At 60.7% G+C, this 15241-nt stretch carries 12 protein-coding genes and 9 tRNA genes; all 21 read right to left on the reverse strand.

What is annotated here, in order from left to right:
* Positions 1 to 40: 40 nt before the first annotated feature.
* Positions 41 to 796 (reverse strand): phosphotransferase family protein, encoded by a 756-nt coding sequence (locus tag ACTNAU_RS06040; protein WP_185915139.1) that lies wholly within the window; start codon positions 794 to 796, stop codon positions 41 to 43.
* A 51-nt stretch (positions 797 to 847) separates the two neighbouring features.
* On the reverse strand, positions 848 to 3460 hold the full coding sequence (gene adhE, locus ACTNAU_RS06045) for a bifunctional acetaldehyde-CoA/alcohol dehydrogenase (RefSeq protein WP_185915138.1): 2613 nt from the start codon (positions 3458 to 3460) through the stop codon (positions 848 to 850).
* A gap of 96 nt (positions 3461 to 3556) precedes the next feature.
* Positions 3557 to 3700 (reverse strand): hypothetical protein, encoded by a 144-nt coding sequence (locus tag ACTNAU_RS06050; protein WP_441097874.1) that lies wholly within the window; start codon positions 3698 to 3700, stop codon positions 3557 to 3559.
* A gap of 135 nt (positions 3701 to 3835) precedes the next feature.
* Positions 3836 to 4567 carry an N-acetylmuramoyl-L-alanine amidase gene (locus ACTNAU_RS06055; RefSeq protein WP_185915137.1) on the reverse strand — a complete coding sequence of 244 codons (732 nt, stop codon included), beginning with the start codon at positions 4565 to 4567 and terminating at the stop codon, positions 3836 to 3838.
* A 119-nt stretch (positions 4568 to 4686) separates the two neighbouring features.
* Positions 4687 to 4760, reverse strand: a tRNA-Cys gene (locus ACTNAU_RS06060).
* A gap of 77 nt (positions 4761 to 4837) precedes the next feature.
* Positions 4838 to 4913 (reverse strand) — tRNA-Gly (locus ACTNAU_RS06065).
* A gap of 6 nt (positions 4914 to 4919) precedes the next feature.
* Positions 4920 to 4995, reverse strand: a tRNA-Phe gene (locus ACTNAU_RS06070).
* 5 nt (positions 4996 to 5000) lie between these two features.
* A tRNA-Asp gene (locus ACTNAU_RS06075) sits at positions 5001 to 5077 on the reverse strand.
* A gap of 5 nt (positions 5078 to 5082) precedes the next feature.
* A tRNA-Val gene (locus tag ACTNAU_RS06080) sits at positions 5083 to 5158 on the reverse strand.
* A gap of 116 nt (positions 5159 to 5274) precedes the next feature.
* On the reverse strand, positions 5275 to 7647 hold the full coding sequence (locus ACTNAU_RS06085; protein WP_441097875.1) for an ATP-dependent DNA helicase: 2373 nt from the start codon (positions 7645 to 7647) through the stop codon (positions 5275 to 5277).
* 64 nt (positions 7648 to 7711) lie between these two features.
* Positions 7712 to 8077 carry a nuclear transport factor 2 family protein gene (locus ACTNAU_RS06090; RefSeq protein ID WP_441097876.1) on the reverse strand — a complete coding sequence of 122 codons (366 nt, stop codon included), beginning with the start codon at positions 8075 to 8077 and terminating at the stop codon, positions 7712 to 7714.
* Positions 8078 to 8195: 118 nt separating this feature from the next.
* Positions 8196 to 8269 (reverse strand) — tRNA-Cys (locus ACTNAU_RS06095).
* A 77-nt stretch (positions 8270 to 8346) separates the two neighbouring features.
* A tRNA-Gly gene (locus tag ACTNAU_RS06100) sits at positions 8347 to 8422 on the reverse strand.
* A 5-nt stretch (positions 8423 to 8427) separates the two neighbouring features.
* Positions 8428 to 8503 (reverse strand) — tRNA-Phe (locus ACTNAU_RS06105).
* 6 nt (positions 8504 to 8509) lie between these two features.
* A tRNA-Asp gene (locus tag ACTNAU_RS06110) sits at positions 8510 to 8586 on the reverse strand.
* Between the two features lie 97 nt (positions 8587 to 8683).
* The gene (hslO, locus tag ACTNAU_RS06115) at positions 8684 to 9565 is read right to left on the reverse strand and encodes an Hsp33 family molecular chaperone HslO (RefSeq protein ID WP_185915134.1); all 882 of its coding nucleotides are present in this window, start codon (positions 9563 to 9565) and stop codon (positions 8684 to 8686) included.
* Positions 9566 to 10333, reverse strand: a complete 768-nt coding sequence (locus tag ACTNAU_RS06120; protein WP_256135691.1) for a class I SAM-dependent DNA methyltransferase — start codon at positions 10331 to 10333, stop codon at positions 9566 to 9568.
* Positions 10323 to 10628, reverse strand: a complete 306-nt coding sequence (locus ACTNAU_RS06125; RefSeq protein WP_021659164.1) for a YerC/YecD family TrpR-related protein — start codon at positions 10626 to 10628, stop codon at positions 10323 to 10325. Before ACTNAU_RS06125 ends, ACTNAU_RS06120 begins: the two co-directional genes overlap by 11 nt.
* A 192-nt stretch (positions 10629 to 10820) precedes the next feature.
* Entirely contained in the window at positions 10821 to 12119 is a 1299-nt protein-coding gene (gene lysA, locus ACTNAU_RS06130) for a diaminopimelate decarboxylase (protein WP_441097877.1), read from the reverse strand.
* A 4-nt stretch (positions 12120 to 12123) separates the two neighbouring features.
* Positions 12124 to 12750 (reverse strand): ribosome biogenesis GTP-binding protein YihA/YsxC, encoded by a 627-nt coding sequence (yihA, locus tag ACTNAU_RS06135; protein WP_185915131.1) that lies wholly within the window; start codon positions 12748 to 12750, stop codon positions 12124 to 12126.
* Positions 12751 to 12760: 10 nt separating this feature from the next.
* Entirely contained in the window at positions 12761 to 15154 is a 2394-nt protein-coding gene (gene lon / locus ACTNAU_RS06140) for an endopeptidase La (protein ID WP_441097898.1), read from the reverse strand.
* Between the last annotated feature and the right edge of the window lie 87 nt (positions 15155 to 15241).

A 15241-nucleotide genomic window follows, 5' to 3' on the forward strand; every position in this document is an offset into this window, starting at 1 on the left:
CCAAGACGGTCTCTTTTCTCATTTAGGGAAGTAGGAATTCTTATTCGTACTCCACCACGTCGATCCAGCGCATCAGGAAGTCCTGCTCCAGGTCGTTGTGCTTGGTCAGCTGGGCAGCGGCCACGATGGGCAGCCAGCGCTGCACGTACTGCAGGGCAGTATCGCTCTTCTCGCAGAACAGGCGCAGGTACATGTCGGCCTTCTTCTGGTCTTTCAGGGCAAACAGAAGGTAGGTCATGGCCGCGTCGGCACTGGCGTTGCCCTGGGTCGCATGGGCCCAGTCGATGATGGTCAGACTGCCGTCCTCGCCGACGATGACGTTGCTGGGGATAAAGTCGCCGTGGCAGACCTTCACGTGCTTGGGCATGCTGTCCAGGCGGGTGTGCAGCTCGTACCGGGTGGTGGCGCTGATGGCGGTCAGGCTGCTGATCTGGCGGTTGAGTTTGTCTTTGAGCTTGTTGAGCATGGGGGCCTGTTTGCTGTGCATCTCAAGCTGCAGGGAGACAAACTGGTCCATGTATTTTTCCAGGTTGGCCGGGTCCTCATCCATGACCTCTTCCATGGTCTTGCCGCGCTTGCGCTCCAACACCAGGGCCCATTTCCCGTCGATCTGGGAAACTTCCTGCACCTTGGCAGTGTTCAGGCCGGTCTCCTCGACGATGGCCTGGTTCAGCGCCTCGTTGAAGACGTATTTCTTGGGATGGGACTCCTCAAAGACCTTGACCACGCTGTCGCCGGAGAGATAGACTTTTTTGTAAGGGCGCGCTACGATGAGATCCTTTTCTTCCAATTTCATGATTCACTTACTCCTTCCAGGTGGGGATTGGCGAATAGACGGCACGTTTGCTTACTTGCCGTAGTAGCACTTCAGGTAGATCTCTTTGATCTCCTTCATGAGCGGATAGCGGGGGTTGGCGCCGGTGCACTGGTCGTCAAAGGCCTGCTCCACCATGTCGTCCAGGGTGTCCAGGAAGTACTTCTCGTCGACCCCGTAGTCCTTGATGGTCTTCTTGATGCCGATGGCCTCTTTGAGCTCTTCCAGCTTGGCGCAGAGCTTGTCGAAGACCTCCTGGTCGTTTTTGCCGCTCAGGCCGACAAAACGGCCGATCTCGGCGTAGCGGGCCAAGGCATGGGGGTACTCGTACTGGGAGAAGGTGCCCATCTTGGTGGGGACTTCGACGGCGTTGAAGCGCATGACCTCGGTGAGGATGACTGCGTTGGCCACGCCGTGGGGCAGGTGGTGGAAGGCGCCCAGTTTGTGCGCCATGGAGTGGTTGAGGCCCAGGAAGGCGTTGGCGAAGGCCATACCGGCCAGGCAGGAGGCGTTGGCCATCATCTCTCTGGCCTTGGGGTCGTTGGCGCCGTTCTCGTAGGCGGAGGGCAGGTACTCAAAGACGCTCTTGATGGCTTTGAGGGCCAAGCCGTCGGTGTAGTCGGAGGCCATGATGGAGACATAGGCTTCCAGGGCGTGGGTCATGACGTCGATGCCGGAGGCACTGGTCAGGCCCTTGGGCTGGGTCATCATGTTGTCCACGTCGACGATGGCCATGTTCGGCAGCAGCTCGTAGTCGGCCAGGGGGTATTTCACGCCGCTGTTCTCGTCGGTGATGATGGCGAAGGGGGTCACCTCGGAACCGGTGCCGGAAGAAGTCGGGATGGCGACAAAGTAGGCCTTCTCCCCCATCTTCGGGAAGGTGTAAACGCGCTTGCGGATGTCCATGAAGTCCATGGCCATATCCTCAAAGTTCACGTCGGGATGCTCGTACATCACCCACATGATCTTGGCGGCGTCCATGGCGGAACCGCCGCCCAAGGCAATGATGGTGTCGGGCTCAAAGTCGGCCATGGCCTTGGCGCCGGCCTTGGCGCAGCCCAGGGTCGGATCAGGGGCCACGTCGAAGAAGCAGGTGTGCTGAATGCCCATTTCGTCGAGTTTGGCCTCGATGGGGTGGACATAGCCGTTTTTGTACAGGAAGGTATCGGTGACGATGAAGGCCTTCTTCTTGTGCATGACCTTGCCCAGCTCGTCCAGAGCGACCGGCATGCAGCCCTTCTTGAAGTAGACCTTTTCAGGGGTTCTGAACCAGAGCATATTCTCTCTCCTCTCGGCCACGGTTTTGATGTTCAGCAGGTGTTTCACGCCCACGTTTTCAGAAACCGAGTTGCCACCCCAGGAGCCGCAGCCCAGGGTCAGGGAGGGAGCCAGCTTGAAGTTGTAGAGGTCGCCGATGCCGCCGTGGGAGGAGGGGGTGTTGATGAGGACGCGGCAGGTCTTCATGGCAGCCGCGTGCTTGGCGATCTTCTCCTTCTGGGCGGGGTGCACGTAGAGGGAGGCAGTGTGGCCGTAGCCGCCGTCGGCGACCAGCTGAGCGGCCTTCTGCAGGGCCTCGTCAAAGCTCTTGGCGCGGTACATGGCCAGCACCGGGGAGAGCTTCTCGTGGGCAAACTCCTCGGAGATGTCCACCGACTCGACCTCGCCGATGAGGATCTTGGTGCTCTCCGGCACGTTGACCCCAGCCAGCTTGGCGATGGTGTAGGCCGACTGACCGACGATCTTGGCGTTGAGAGAGCCGTTGATGAGGATGGTCTTGCGGACCTTCTCGATCTCGTCTTTTTTCAGGAAGTAGCAGCCGCGGTAGGCGAACTCGTCCTTGGCCTGCTGGTAGACTTTGTCCAGCACGGTGACCGACTGCTCGGAGGCGCAGATCATGCCGTTGTCAAAGGTCTTGGAGTGGATGATGGAGTTGACGGCCATCCGCACATCGGCGGTGTCGTCGATGATGACGGGGGTGTTGCCGGCGCCCACGCCCAGGGCGGGTTTGCCGGAGGAGTAGGCCGCCTTCACCATGCCGGGGCCGCCGGTGGCGAGGATGATGTCGGCGCTGCGCATGACCTCATTGGTCAACTCCAGCGAGGGGACGTCGATCCAGCCGATGATGCCCTCGGGGGCGCCGGCCTTGACCGCTGCCTCCAGAACCACCTTGGCGGCGGCGATGGTGCAGTTCTTGGCGCGGGGGTGGGGGCTGATGATGATGGCATTGCGGGTCTTCAGGGAAATCAGGGTCTTGAAGATGGCAGTCGAGGTGGGGTTGGTGGTGGGGATGACCGCAGCCACCAGGCCGATGGGCTCGGCCACCTTCTGAATGCCAAAGGCGGGGTCTTCCTCGACAACGCCGCAGGTCTTGGTGTCCTTGTAGGCATTGTAGATGTATTCGGCGGCGTAGTGGTTTTTGATGACCTTGTCTTCCACAACGCCCATGCCGGTCTCTTCGACCGCCATTTTGGCCAGCGGGATGCGCTGCTTGTTGGCCGCCATAGCTGCTTCATAGAAAATCTTGTCGACTTGTTCCTGAGTAAAGGTCGCAAATTCCTTCTGCGCCTCTCTCATTGCCTTCATCTTTGCGATCAGCGCCTCGACGCTGTCAATGAGGACAGGTGCGGTTTCGTTTTTCTTCGCCATACTGATTTTCCTCCAATGCGGTTGTTGGGTGGCTCTGCTTACTATATCCAAGTATATAGCATGACGAGCTTTTTTCAAGTGGTAATTGATAATTTTTTAACGATGTCCACCACTTTCTATTTCCCCAACAATTCTTTTTCTGTTTGAGCAGATTTTATCATCAAATTGATGGCCTTCCCCCTTTTCCGGCAGAAAATCGTTGATTTGCCATCTCACTTCTCCCCTATTATACCCTGTCATATTGCATAAGAAAAGCCTTTTCAGGCAGAAATTATAATGCTTATTTTTGTTTGAGCATCTCCCCTGCCCGCTCCCTCTTTCGCACAAAAAGTGCCCTCGCTCCCCATTGGGTGCGAGGGCACGGTTTTCTGTCTCTTAACGGGACTCCTGCCACTGGGAGGACTGCTCCAGGTAGGTACAGAGCCCCTGGTAGATGCAGAGGGCCAGCTGCTGCTGGTAGCTGCTGTCTTTGAGCTTTGCCAGCTCCTCTGAATTGGAGATGAAGCCGCACTCGATGAGGACCCCCGGTGTGGTGCTGTTTTCCAGCAGAAAGTACTCCTTGCCGGAGGGCTTGTGTTCCCGGTGGCTTTCGGGCTGCAAGTTGGCGCGGATGGTCTGTTGGATACACTTGGCCAACAGCTCTCCCTCGGCGTTTTTCTTGTTGTAAAATACCTGGGAGCCCTTGTTGGCGCTCTGGTAGGAGTTTTGATGGATGGAGAGAAAGATGGCGTTGGGGTGGTCATTGATCAATTTGAGGCGATTTCGCATGTCTGACTTCTTGCGCTGTGAGAGGTTTTTCCCCTCGCTCTCGGTGGAGGTGTCCTGCTCCCGGGTCATGATGACGGTGTATCCCTGAAAGGCAAGGGTGTCCCGCAGCTTGAGGGCAATTTGCAGGTTGATGTCCTTCTCCACCACCGAGCCCGACGTCGCACCGGAATCAAAGCCGCCATGGCCCGCGTCCAGGATGATGACCGGGCTCTTTTTGAGGTCGGCGTCGCTGGCAATGGCAAAGGTCGTGAAGTTGCAGAGGGTGATGACCAGGGCCAACAGGACCGAGATCCCCAGCAGGAGATAGGGGGGCTTGCACCTTTTTGTGACAAACAGCATATTTTTCACCTCTCGGTAAACGTATGCTGTTTTGGCAGGGGTTATGTCTCGTCCTTTTCTCCCCTTCCACAGCAACAAAAAGAAAGCCCTGAACCAAAGATCCAGGGCTTTCTTTTATATGGAGGCGCCACCCAGAATTGAACTGGGGATAAAGGTTTTGCAGACCTCTGCCTTACCGCTTGGCTATGGCGCCGTATTCACGGTTATGCAAAATATCAGCATAACCGGCTCTGTAAAACGGAAGGCGCTAATTTCTTAGCGCCTTTTTCGTGGAGCGGGTTACGAGGCTCGAACTCGCTACCTCCACCTTGGCAAGGTGGCGCTCTACCAGATGAGCTAAACCCGCATAATTTGGTGCCTCCGGGCGGAATCGAACCACCGACACGGGGATTTTCAGTCCCCTGCTCTACCGACTGAGCTACAGAGGCCAAACTGGCGACCCGGAAGGGGCTCGAACCCTCGACCTCTAGCGTGACAGGCTAGCGTTCTAACCAACTGAACTACCGGGCCATATATGGTGGGAACAACAGGGCTCGAACCTGTGACCCCCTGCTTGTAAGGCAGATGCTCTCCCAGCTGAGCTATGCTCCCCCTCACAACCGCTGTAACTCATCCCTTCAGCGACGAGATTTATTTTACTATATCCACCCACTTCTGTCAATAGAAACTTTCGCATTTTTTCTCTTTTTCGAGGGGGCTTTTCTCCTCTAAAGAGCGCGCTCCTCCTCCCCCTCCCAAAAGGCCGTCAGCGCCCGGGCGATGGCCTCCGGGGAGCGCACTGTCTGGGCATGGCGCCAGTGATCGGGGAAGAGCTGGCGGTAGCGGGGGGCCGAAAATCGCTCGTCTATCAGGAGGACCACCCCTCTGTCCTCCTCGCTGCGAATCACCCGACCCGCTGCCTGCAGCACCTTGTTCATGCCGGGGAACTGATAGGCAAAGGCAAACCCCATGCGGTTTTGGCCCTCGTAGTAGTCGCGGATGACGTCGGTCTCAGGGTTTAGCTGGGGCAGGCCGACCCCCACCACGATGCTGCCGATGAGCCGCTCCCCTTGCAGGTCGATCCCCTCGGCGTAGATCCCCCCCAGCACGCAAAAGCCCAGCAAGCTGCCGCCCTGGGCGGGGGCGTCAAAACGGGCCAAAAAGGCCTCCCGCTCCCCCTCGTCCATCTCCCCGGTCTGCACCGCCAGGGCGATTTCGGGGTGCTCGTCCCGAAAGTGCTCGCAGACCATCTCCATGTATTTATAGGAGGGGAAGTAGGCGATGTAGTTGCCCTCTCTGGCGGAGACCACCTGCCAGATGGCCTCGCTGACGGCGGCCGCGCTCTCCTCCCGCCGGTTGTACTTGGTGGAGATGGCGTCGTCCACCAGCAGGCAGAGGTTTTGCGCCGGGTAGGGCGAGGGCAGGGTGCAGGCCTTGCTCCCCTCCCCACCGCCCAAAACGGTGGCGAAATACTGAATGGGCGAGAGGGTGGCGGAAAAGAGGACCGCCGCCCTCCCCCGCTCCATCGCCTGTCCCAGCAGGTAGGAGGGGTCGACACAGTACTGTTTGCTGATCACCTCTGTCCCCCTTCTCTCGCAGAAGAGGACGTACCGCTCGTCAAAGAGCTGAGCGATCTTGAGGTAGCTGTTGACCTCAAAGTAAAAGGAGAGTACCGCCTGTAAGCGGGAGTCGGCCTTGTGGCGGTCCAGCCACTCCTCACACCGGCCCTTGAGGGCGGCAAGGCGGTCGATAAAGTCTCCGTCCTGCTCTTTTTTGAGGAGGAAGCGCTCTTCCCCGCACTCCTTGCGCATGGCCACCATGGCGCTGTTGACCTTGGCGAGGGCAGAGCTGAGCTTTTTGCTGCCGGTGTCTTTCCCCAGCAGCCGCTTGATCTCCAATACCTTTGACTTGTAGAGCCGGGCCGAAAATATCTCCCGCGCCCGGTCGGCCAGATTGTGGGCCTCGTCGATCAAAAAGACATAGTCTCCCTGGCGCTCCTCCGAAAAGAAGCGCTTGAGGTAGACCTGCGGGTCGAAGAGGTAGTTGTAGTCGCAGATGATGCAGTCGCTCCACAGGGTGACGTCCAGCCCCAGCTCAAAGGGGCAGACGCGGTGCTTTTTGGCGCAGGCCTCGATCTCCTTCCGGCCGATGCCGTCCGGCCCGTGAAGCAGCTCCATCACTGCGTCGGAGACCCGGTCAAAGTGGCCGTTTGCATAGGGACAGTCGTCGGGGTTGCAGGCGCGCTCCTCCAAAAAGCAGATTTTGTCCTTGGCGGTCAGGGAGACGCTGCGAAAGCGCAGACCGCCCTCCCGCAGTTTGACAAGCCCTTCTTCCGCCGCCCGGCGGGCCACCGTTTTCGCGGTGAGGTAAAAGAGCTTTTCCGCCATCCCCTCCCCCACCGCCTTGACGGCGGGAAAGAGGGAGGAGATGGTCTTGCCCACCCCGGTGGGGGCCTGGCAATAGAGGCGGCCCCTCTCCTGAACGGTCTTGTAGACGGCGCCCATCATCCGCCGCTGGCCCTCGCGGTAGCGCGTAAAGGGGAACGTGGAGGAGGCGATGCTGGCGTCTCGCTGGGCCGTCCAGCCCTGCCAGAAGTCGGCCCACACCTGGTAGCGGGAGAGCAGGTCGAAAAAGCCCTCCTCCAACTGGGCAAAATCCAGGCTGCGGCGGTGGCGGAGAATCTCGTCGGTGTCGATTTGGTAGTAGGTCAAGCGCAGGGTGAGGCGCTCCTTTCCCTCCTGCAGGGCATAGATGTAGCCGTAGCAAAGGGCCTGCGCCCAGTAGGCGGCGTTGTCATCCGGCCCGATGGAATCCAGCGAGACAGCCACCGTCTTGATTTCGTCGATGACCGTCTCTCCCTCCTCCTGGAGGATGCCGTCGGCCCGCCCCTGGATCCAAAAGGGGATGTCCCGATAGACCAGGTGGATGGAGAGGGTCACCTCGGAGCGGTACCCCTCCTCCTGCCGCTGCAACTTTCGGTGGATGCGCGAGCCCTCCTGCGCCCGGTCGGCCCCCGCAAACCGGCTGTCAATGGAGCCGCTCTGGGTGGTGAGGGCCACCAGTTGGCGGACCGGCAGGCGGATTTCCGTGCTCTCCTCCATCCCGTCAAACACCTCCCCTCTCTCGCCGGCAAAAGCCGCGCGCCTCTCCTTTAAAAGAGGGGCGTTACCACTCGACGATCCTCGCGTCCATGTTCAAAATCAAATTCCAGCTGCCACCGGCGCACTTCCAGACGGAGACCACGTGAAAGAGGCCCGCCAAATCCACATCGCGGCTGTTGTCGACGGCCACCCGGAGCAGGTAGTGCAGGATCACCTCGTCCCCGCTGGCGCTGACGACCTCCATCCGCTCGATTGTGTATTCGGAGATGGAAAAGTCGGCAATCATCTCCGCGTACTCGCTGCCACAGCAGCGGTAACCGCCGCATATCATCACTGCATTCGGCGAGACGAGGCGTCGAAAGGCGTCCCCATCTCTGCGGAGGACCGCCTCCCACATCTCGCGCTCCAGACCGATGACCGTCTGCTCCATAGCCCTCTCCCCCCGGCGGCCAACCCCGCCGTTTTCTTTTCAGTATACCACAGTGCAGCACAGCTGTGCGACGAAAAACAGCTGCCTTTGCATTTCATCAAAGACAGCTGTTTGCTGTTGGAGGCGCCACCCAGAATTGAACTGGGGATAAAGGTTTTGCAGACCTCTGCCTTACCGCTTGGCTATGGCGCCATATTCACGGTTATGCAAAATATCTGCATAACCGGCTCTGTAAAACGGAAGGCGCTAATTTCTTAGCGCCTTTTTCGTGGAGCGGGTTACGAGGCTCGAACTCGCTACCTCCACCTTGGCAAGGTGGCGCTCTACCAGATGAGCTAAACCCGCGGAAATGGTGCCTCCGATCGGAATCGAACCAATGACACGAGGATTTTCAGTCCTCTGCTCTACCGACTGAGCTACAGAGGCACACATTGGCGACCCGGAAGGGGCTCGAACCCTCGACCTCTAGCGTGACAGGCTAGCGTTCTAACCAACTGAACTACCGGGCCATGTATACCAACTGAAAGAGAAAAGCGGAACTTTTTGACCTCTTTCAGGGTTGCCGTTTCTTGTCCGACAACGTTTATTAGTATACAGGAGATGTGTTTATCTGTCAATAGGATTTTTCAAATTTTTTAGCTCTTCTTGGGTGAAGTTGTATTTTCTTTCACAGAAGTGGCAGCAGACCTCCACCGGCTCCCCCTCGTCGATCATTTCCTGCAGCTCCTCGTTCCCCAGGCTGAGCAGCGCCTTCTCCACCCGCTGGCGGGAGCAGTTGCAGCGGTACTCCACCGGGAACTCGTCCAGGATATTGGGGGCAAAGCCGTCGAGCACCCGCTCGATGATCTGCTCCAGAGACATCCCGCCCTCGAGCATCTGGGTGACGGAGGGCAGCTCTTTGAGGTTGCCCTCCAGCTGCTCGATCTCCTCCTCCAGCGCGCCGGGGAGGAGCTGCACCAAAAAGCCGCCGGCCGCCCGCACCGTCAAGTCGGGATTGACCAGCACCCCCAGGGCGCAGACGGTGGGGATCTGCTCGCTGGCGGCGTAATAGGCGGTCACGTCCTCGGCCACCTCGCCGCTCACCAGGGGCACGCTGCCCACATAGGGGTCTTTCATGCCGGTGTCGCGGATGACCGTCAGGGTGCCGTCCCGCCCCACTGCGCCGCCCACATCCAGCTTTCCGTAGGGGTTGAGGGGCAGTTCCACCACCGGCTGGCTGACGGTGCCCCGCACATTGCCCCAGGCGTCGGAGACGGCGATGACATTCCCCGCCGGCCCCCCGCCGCTGAGGCGCAGGGTGACGCTCTGTTCCTTCCCCTTCAGGCCGCAGCCCATGATGGAGGCAGCGGTGAGCAACCTGCCCAGGGCGGCGGTGACCACGGCAGAGCTCTCGTGGATCTGCTCGGCCCGGGCGACAACGTCGGTGGAGTCGATGGCGGTCATCACCACTCCCCCATTTTCACTGATGGCGCGCAGTACACGTCCCATCTATTTTCCCTCCTTCTTGGCCAGGTATACCACCCGCTGGCTCTTCTCTGTCACCGGGCGGTCACGATACCCGTCAAAGCGCTGCAGCAGCGCAAATCCAGCCTCTTCCAAGGCCGCCTGCAAAAATTCAGGGGCATACCAGGTCTCTGAAAAACACTCGTCACAGCGGTCAAACCGGCCGTCCTCCCCCTCTTCAAAAAAGGTGAGGGAGATGTCGGTCACCCCTTCCTCCTCCCGCCACTCGTTCTGCCAGCCGCAGTAGAGGTCGCCCAGGTCGTAGAGGTAGGCGTTGTTCCCCAGCACCTGGGCGTGCTTGTAGCGGGTGTTGACGTCAAAGAGGAAGACGCCGCCCTCCTCCATGAACAGGGAGACGCGGGAGAAGGCGCGGCGGACCGCCTCCCGGTCGGGCAGGTGGTTGACGGTGTCCAAGGTGGAGACGGCGGCGCGGATGGTCCCGTACAGGTCGAGCTCCTCCATCCCCTGGCCCAACAGCAGGATGTCCTCCCCGCTCTCCATCACCCGCTCCCGGGCGATCTCCAGCATCTCCTCCGAGGGGTCGGCGCCGATGAGGTCGTACCCGGCCCGCGCCAGGCGCAGGCAGAGCTCCCCCGTCCCGCAGCCGGCATCCAGCACGATGCCGCCGTCGATCCCCTGCTCTGCCAGCTTTTCCACAATAAAGCCGGCCATACGCGCCCTGTCCACGTTTTCGGTGAGGGCGTCGTAAAAGCCGGCAAAATTGCCGTAGAAATTCTGCTGTCTACCCTTCAAGGTCGGTCTCTCCCGCCATCGAGTCCAGCAGTTTGTCGTAGCCGCCGCACCCGTAGAGAAGGGAGCGGTTGACCCGGCTGATGGTCGCCGTCGAGGCGCCGGTCTCCTTGACGATGTCGCTGTAGACCTTTTTCTGCCGCAGCATCCGCGCCACGTGAAAGCGCTGGGCAATGGCCTTGAGCTCCTGAATGGTGCAGAGGTCGTCAAAAAAGTCGTAGCAGTCGTCCAGGTTGTCGATGGACACGATCGCCGAAAACAGGTCGTCAAAGGTATCTCTTGACAGATTGCTGTTCAATGAAAAACCCGCCTTTCCAAATCATCTTGATTTAAAGTTTAACACCTTAAATTGTGAAAGTAAAGGCTTCCCCACCACTTTTGTGGCGGAGATGGAGAAATCCGGCAGTTCGCCCAAGAAAAAGCGCGCCGAAACACCGGTTTCCGCGCGCTTTCACAAGCTGTCTCAAGGGGTCCGGGACACCCCTCCCTGTCAGAGGTCGTTTCGCAGCAAGTCCTCTAAACTCTCCCGGCGGACGACCAGGCGGCTCTCCCCCTGGGAGACCATCACCACCGGCGGGCGGGGGATGCGGTTGTAGTTGGAGGCCATGGAGTAGTTATAGGCCCCGGTGGCCAGCACCGCCAGGATGTCGCCGGGCCCCACCTCCTGGATGCGGGTGTTTTCCTGGATCAAGTCGCCGCTCTCGCAGCACTTGCCCGCCACCGTGACCGTCTGGGTCTTGGGCTCGGCCGCCCGGTTGGCCACCAGCACGTCGTAGGCCGCCTGGTAGAGGGCGTAGCGGGGGTTGTCAGTCATCCCCCCGTCGATGGCCACATAGGTGCGGACATTTTTGATTTCCTTCACCGAGCCCACGGTGTAGAGGGTGGTGCCGGCGGGCCCCACAATAGAGCGACCCGGCTCGATGACCACATAGGGGATGGGCAGCCCCTCCTCGCCACAGCAGCGGTGGATGACCTTGGAGACCCGCTGCATGTACTCGTCGTAGCTGGAGGGGTTGTCGGAGTCGACGTACTTGATGCCAAAACCGCCCCCCAGGTCGAGGATCTCCAGCGCTCTGCCGTACCTGCGCTGGATCTCACCCATAAAGCGGATCATCACCTCGGCCGCCAACTCGAAGGGGGCGATGTCGAAAATCTGTGAGCCGATGTGGCAGTGCAGCCCCTTCAGCCGCACCCCCTTCATGGCCATGGCCTCGTCGACGGCCTCCATGGCCTCGCCATTTTCCAGGGCCAGGCCGAACTTGGAGTCGATCTGCCCGGTGCGGATGAAGTCGTGGGTGTGGGCGTCGATGCCGGGCTTGATGCGAAAGAGGATGTCGGTCACCCGCCCAGCAGCCCGGGACAGGCTGCCGACGAGCTGCAGCTCTTCCAGATTGTCCACCACGATTTGGCCGACCCCGCTCTCCAGGGCCATGGTCAGTTCAGCCGGGGTCTTGTTGTTGCCATGAAAGTAGACCCGCTCCATGGGAAAGCCCGCCTGCAGGGCGGTGTAGAGCTCCCCGCTGGACACCACGTCCAATCCCAACCCCTCCTCCTGGGCAATGCGGCAGACCGCCTTGCAGCAAAAGGCCTTGCTGGCATAGGTGCAGAGCCCCCTGCCGTCGTAGTAGCGGTCGATGGACTGCTTAAAGGCCCGGCAGTTCTCCCGGATCAAGTCCTCGTCCATCACGTAGAGCGGGGTGCCGTAGCGCTCGGCCAGGGCGACGGCGTCCAGCCCGCCGACGGTCAGGTGACCCAGGTTGTTGACGTCCAAATTCTTGGAAACGAACATCTCCTCACTCCTCCCCTTCGCACTCTTCCTCTGTGTCCTCCCCGTCGTCCTCTTCCAAGAGGGCCTCCAAAATGCCCCGCAGCTCGGGGATGCCCTCAAAGGTCTGGGCGGAGGTGGCGACCAGGTGCAGCTGGTCGCCGCAGGGGATCTCCTCTCGCAGCTCTTCCAGCCGCTTCTCCTTCTGCTTGGCCGTCAGCTTGTCGGCCTTGGTCAGGGCGATGAGAAAGGGGATCTCGCTGTCGATGAGGAAGTCGATCATCTGCAAATCATCGGCGGTGGGCTGGTGGCGGATGTCCACCAGCTGCACCACCAGGCGGATGTCCCGGTCGCTGTGAAAGTAGTCCTCCATCAACTTGGCCCAGCGCTCCTTCTCGGAGCGGGAGACCTTGGCGTAGCCGTAGCCGGGCAGGTCGACGATGTAGCCGGGGCCGGCGGTAAAGAAGTTGATGGTGACCGTCTTGCCCGGCGAGGCCGACACCCGCGCCAGCCGCTTGCGGTTGGCCACCTTGTTGATGAGGGAGGACTTGCCCACGTTGGAGCGGCCGGAGAAGACGATCTCGGCCCGGTCGCTGGGGGGCAGCTGGGACGACACCCCGTACGAGGCGTAAAATTCAATGGCGTTAAAGTTCATGGCGTCCTCCCTACTGTTGGATGTGGGTGTCCCGCGGGCGGGCGGGTCCCGCCTTCTTCCTCGGGGGGGCGGAGGGCAGTTCCTCCACCTCTTCGGGCAGCGGTGCGGCCGGTTTGACCAGGGCGGTCTCCAGCACCTGGGAGATGGTCTCCACCGGCACAAAGTGCAGGTGATCCTTGACCTCCTGGTCCACCTCCTCCAAGTCGGGGAGGTTTCGCTTGGGGAGCAAGACGGTGGTGCAGCCGTTTTTGTAGGCGGCCATGCTCTTTTCTTTCAGGCCGCCGATGGGCAGCACGTTGCCGTGCAGGTCGATTTCGCCGGTCATGGCCACCTCGCCCCGCACCGGCCGCTCGGTCAGGGCCGAGACCAGGGCGGTCACCATGGTGACCCCCGCCGAGGGACCGTCTTTGGGGATCGCGCCCTGGGGGGCGTGGATGTGGATGTCCCGGTTTTTGTAGAAGTTGTGGGGAATGTCGTAGAGGTCGGCGATGCTGCGCACATAGCTGACGGCGATCTTGGCCGACTCCTGCATCACGTCGCCCAGAGAGCCGGTGATCTCGATTTTGCCGCTGCCCTCCAGCACCACCGCCTCCATCGGCAGGGTGGTGCCGCCCACCGCGGTCCAGGCCAGGCCGGTGACGGTGCCCACCTTGTTTTCGAGGGAGGCGTCCTCCCGGTCAAAGCGGCGGTGGCCGATCAGCCGGGAGAGGTTTGCCTTGGTGACCGAGAGCCCTTTTTCGCCCGCCACCACCTCTTTGGCCGCCTTGCGGCAGAGGCCGGCGATCTCCCGCTCCAAGCTGCGGACGCCCGCCTCCCGGGTGTAGCCGTCGATGAGTTCAAAGACGGCGTCGCGGGAGATTTTGAGCTGCCCCGCCTCCAGCCCGTGGGCCTTCATCTGCTTGGGGATGAGGTGGCGCTTGGCGATGTTGTACTTCTCCACGTCGGTGTAGCTGCCCAGCTCGATGACCTCCATCCGGTCGTAGAGGGGGGCGGGGATGGCCGCGGCGTCGTTTGCCGAGGTGATGAAGAGGACGTCGCTGAGGTCGTAGGGCACCTCTATGTAGTGGTCCCGGAAGGCCTGGTTCTGCTCCTTGTCCAGCACCTCCAACAGGGCCGACGAGGGGTCGCCCTTGTAGTCGTTGCCCAGTTTGTCCACCTCGTCGAGGAGGATGAGGGGGTTTTGGGTCTTGGCCTGGGCCATGGCCTTGATGATCCGCCCGGGCATCGAGCCGATGTAGGTCTTGCGGTGGCCGCGGATCTCCGACTCGTCCCGCACCCCGCCCAGGGAGATGCGGACGTACTTTCTGCCCATGCTCTCGGCGATGGACTTGACGATCGAGGTCTTGCCCACCCCCGGAGGGCCCACCAGGCAGAGGATCTGGCCGCTGTTTTTGGGAGCCAGTTTGGAGACGGCGATAAACTCGAGGATCCGCTCCTTGACCTTTTTCAGGCCGTAGTGGTCCCGCTCAAGGATCTTGGACGCCGCCTGCAGGTTGGCACTCACCTTGGAATAGGTGTTCCAGGGCAGTTCCAGACAGGTCTCCAAATAGGTCTGGATGACACTGCCCTCCTGCGAGCCCTGGGGCATTTTGGCCAGCCGGTTCAGGTTTTTCTCAAAGTGCTCCCGGGTCTCCTGGGGCAGTTCCAGCGCCTGGATCTTCTTTTGCAGCTCTTCCAGCTCGCTGTCGTCGCCGTCCTCCCCCAGCTCCTCGGAGATGATGTGCATCTGCTCGCGCAGGACGTACTCCCGCTGGTTCTGGTCCAGCTGCACCCGCACCTTGTCGTAGATGTCCTTCTCGATGAGGAGGACGTTGATTTCCCGCTCCAGGGCGATCACCAGCTTCTCCACCTGGCGGGAGACGGTGCGCTGCTCCAAAATCTCCTGTTTGGACTCATAGGGGAGGTTGGCGCTCTGGCAGATCTGCTCCACCAGGCGGCCCGGGTCCTGCTCTCCCAGCACCCCCAGGAGCACCTCTTTGGGCGCCCCCTTGTTGCCGGCGCTCACGTACTCCTCAAAAAGCTGTTTGGCCGCCCGCACGTTGGCGATCAGGGTCGGGGTGATCCGCCGGGGCTGGGGCAGGTCGCTGCGCTCAACGGTGGCCTGCAGCATCTCTCCCCCGGCCTGCAGCTCCACCGCGCGGGCCCGGTAAAGCCCTCTGGCCAGCACCTTTACACCGTCGTCGGGCATCTTCAGAAGCTGTTTGACCCGGGCCACGGTGCCGTACTCATACAGGTCGTCGGGGGTGGGGTCGTCCACCCGCACGTCCTTTTGGGCCACCACAAAGAGGTTGCTGCCGCTCTCCAGGGCACTCTCCACCGCGCGGATGGACTGGTCCCGCCCCACGTCAAAATGCATGATGTTGCCCGGGAAGAGGACCATTCCCCGCAGGGCCATGGCGGGCATGCTCTCCGATCCGCCGCGTTTTTCTATATTCAAAAGATCACCTCGTATTTCTCGTCGAAAGGGGCCGCTCAAACGGGGCGGCGCCAG

The sequence above is a fragment of the Bittarella sp. HCP28S3_D9 genome (assembly GCF_052065655.1).
Classification (GTDB): Bacteria; Bacillota; Clostridia; order Oscillospirales; family Ruminococcaceae; genus Bittarella; species Bittarella massiliensis.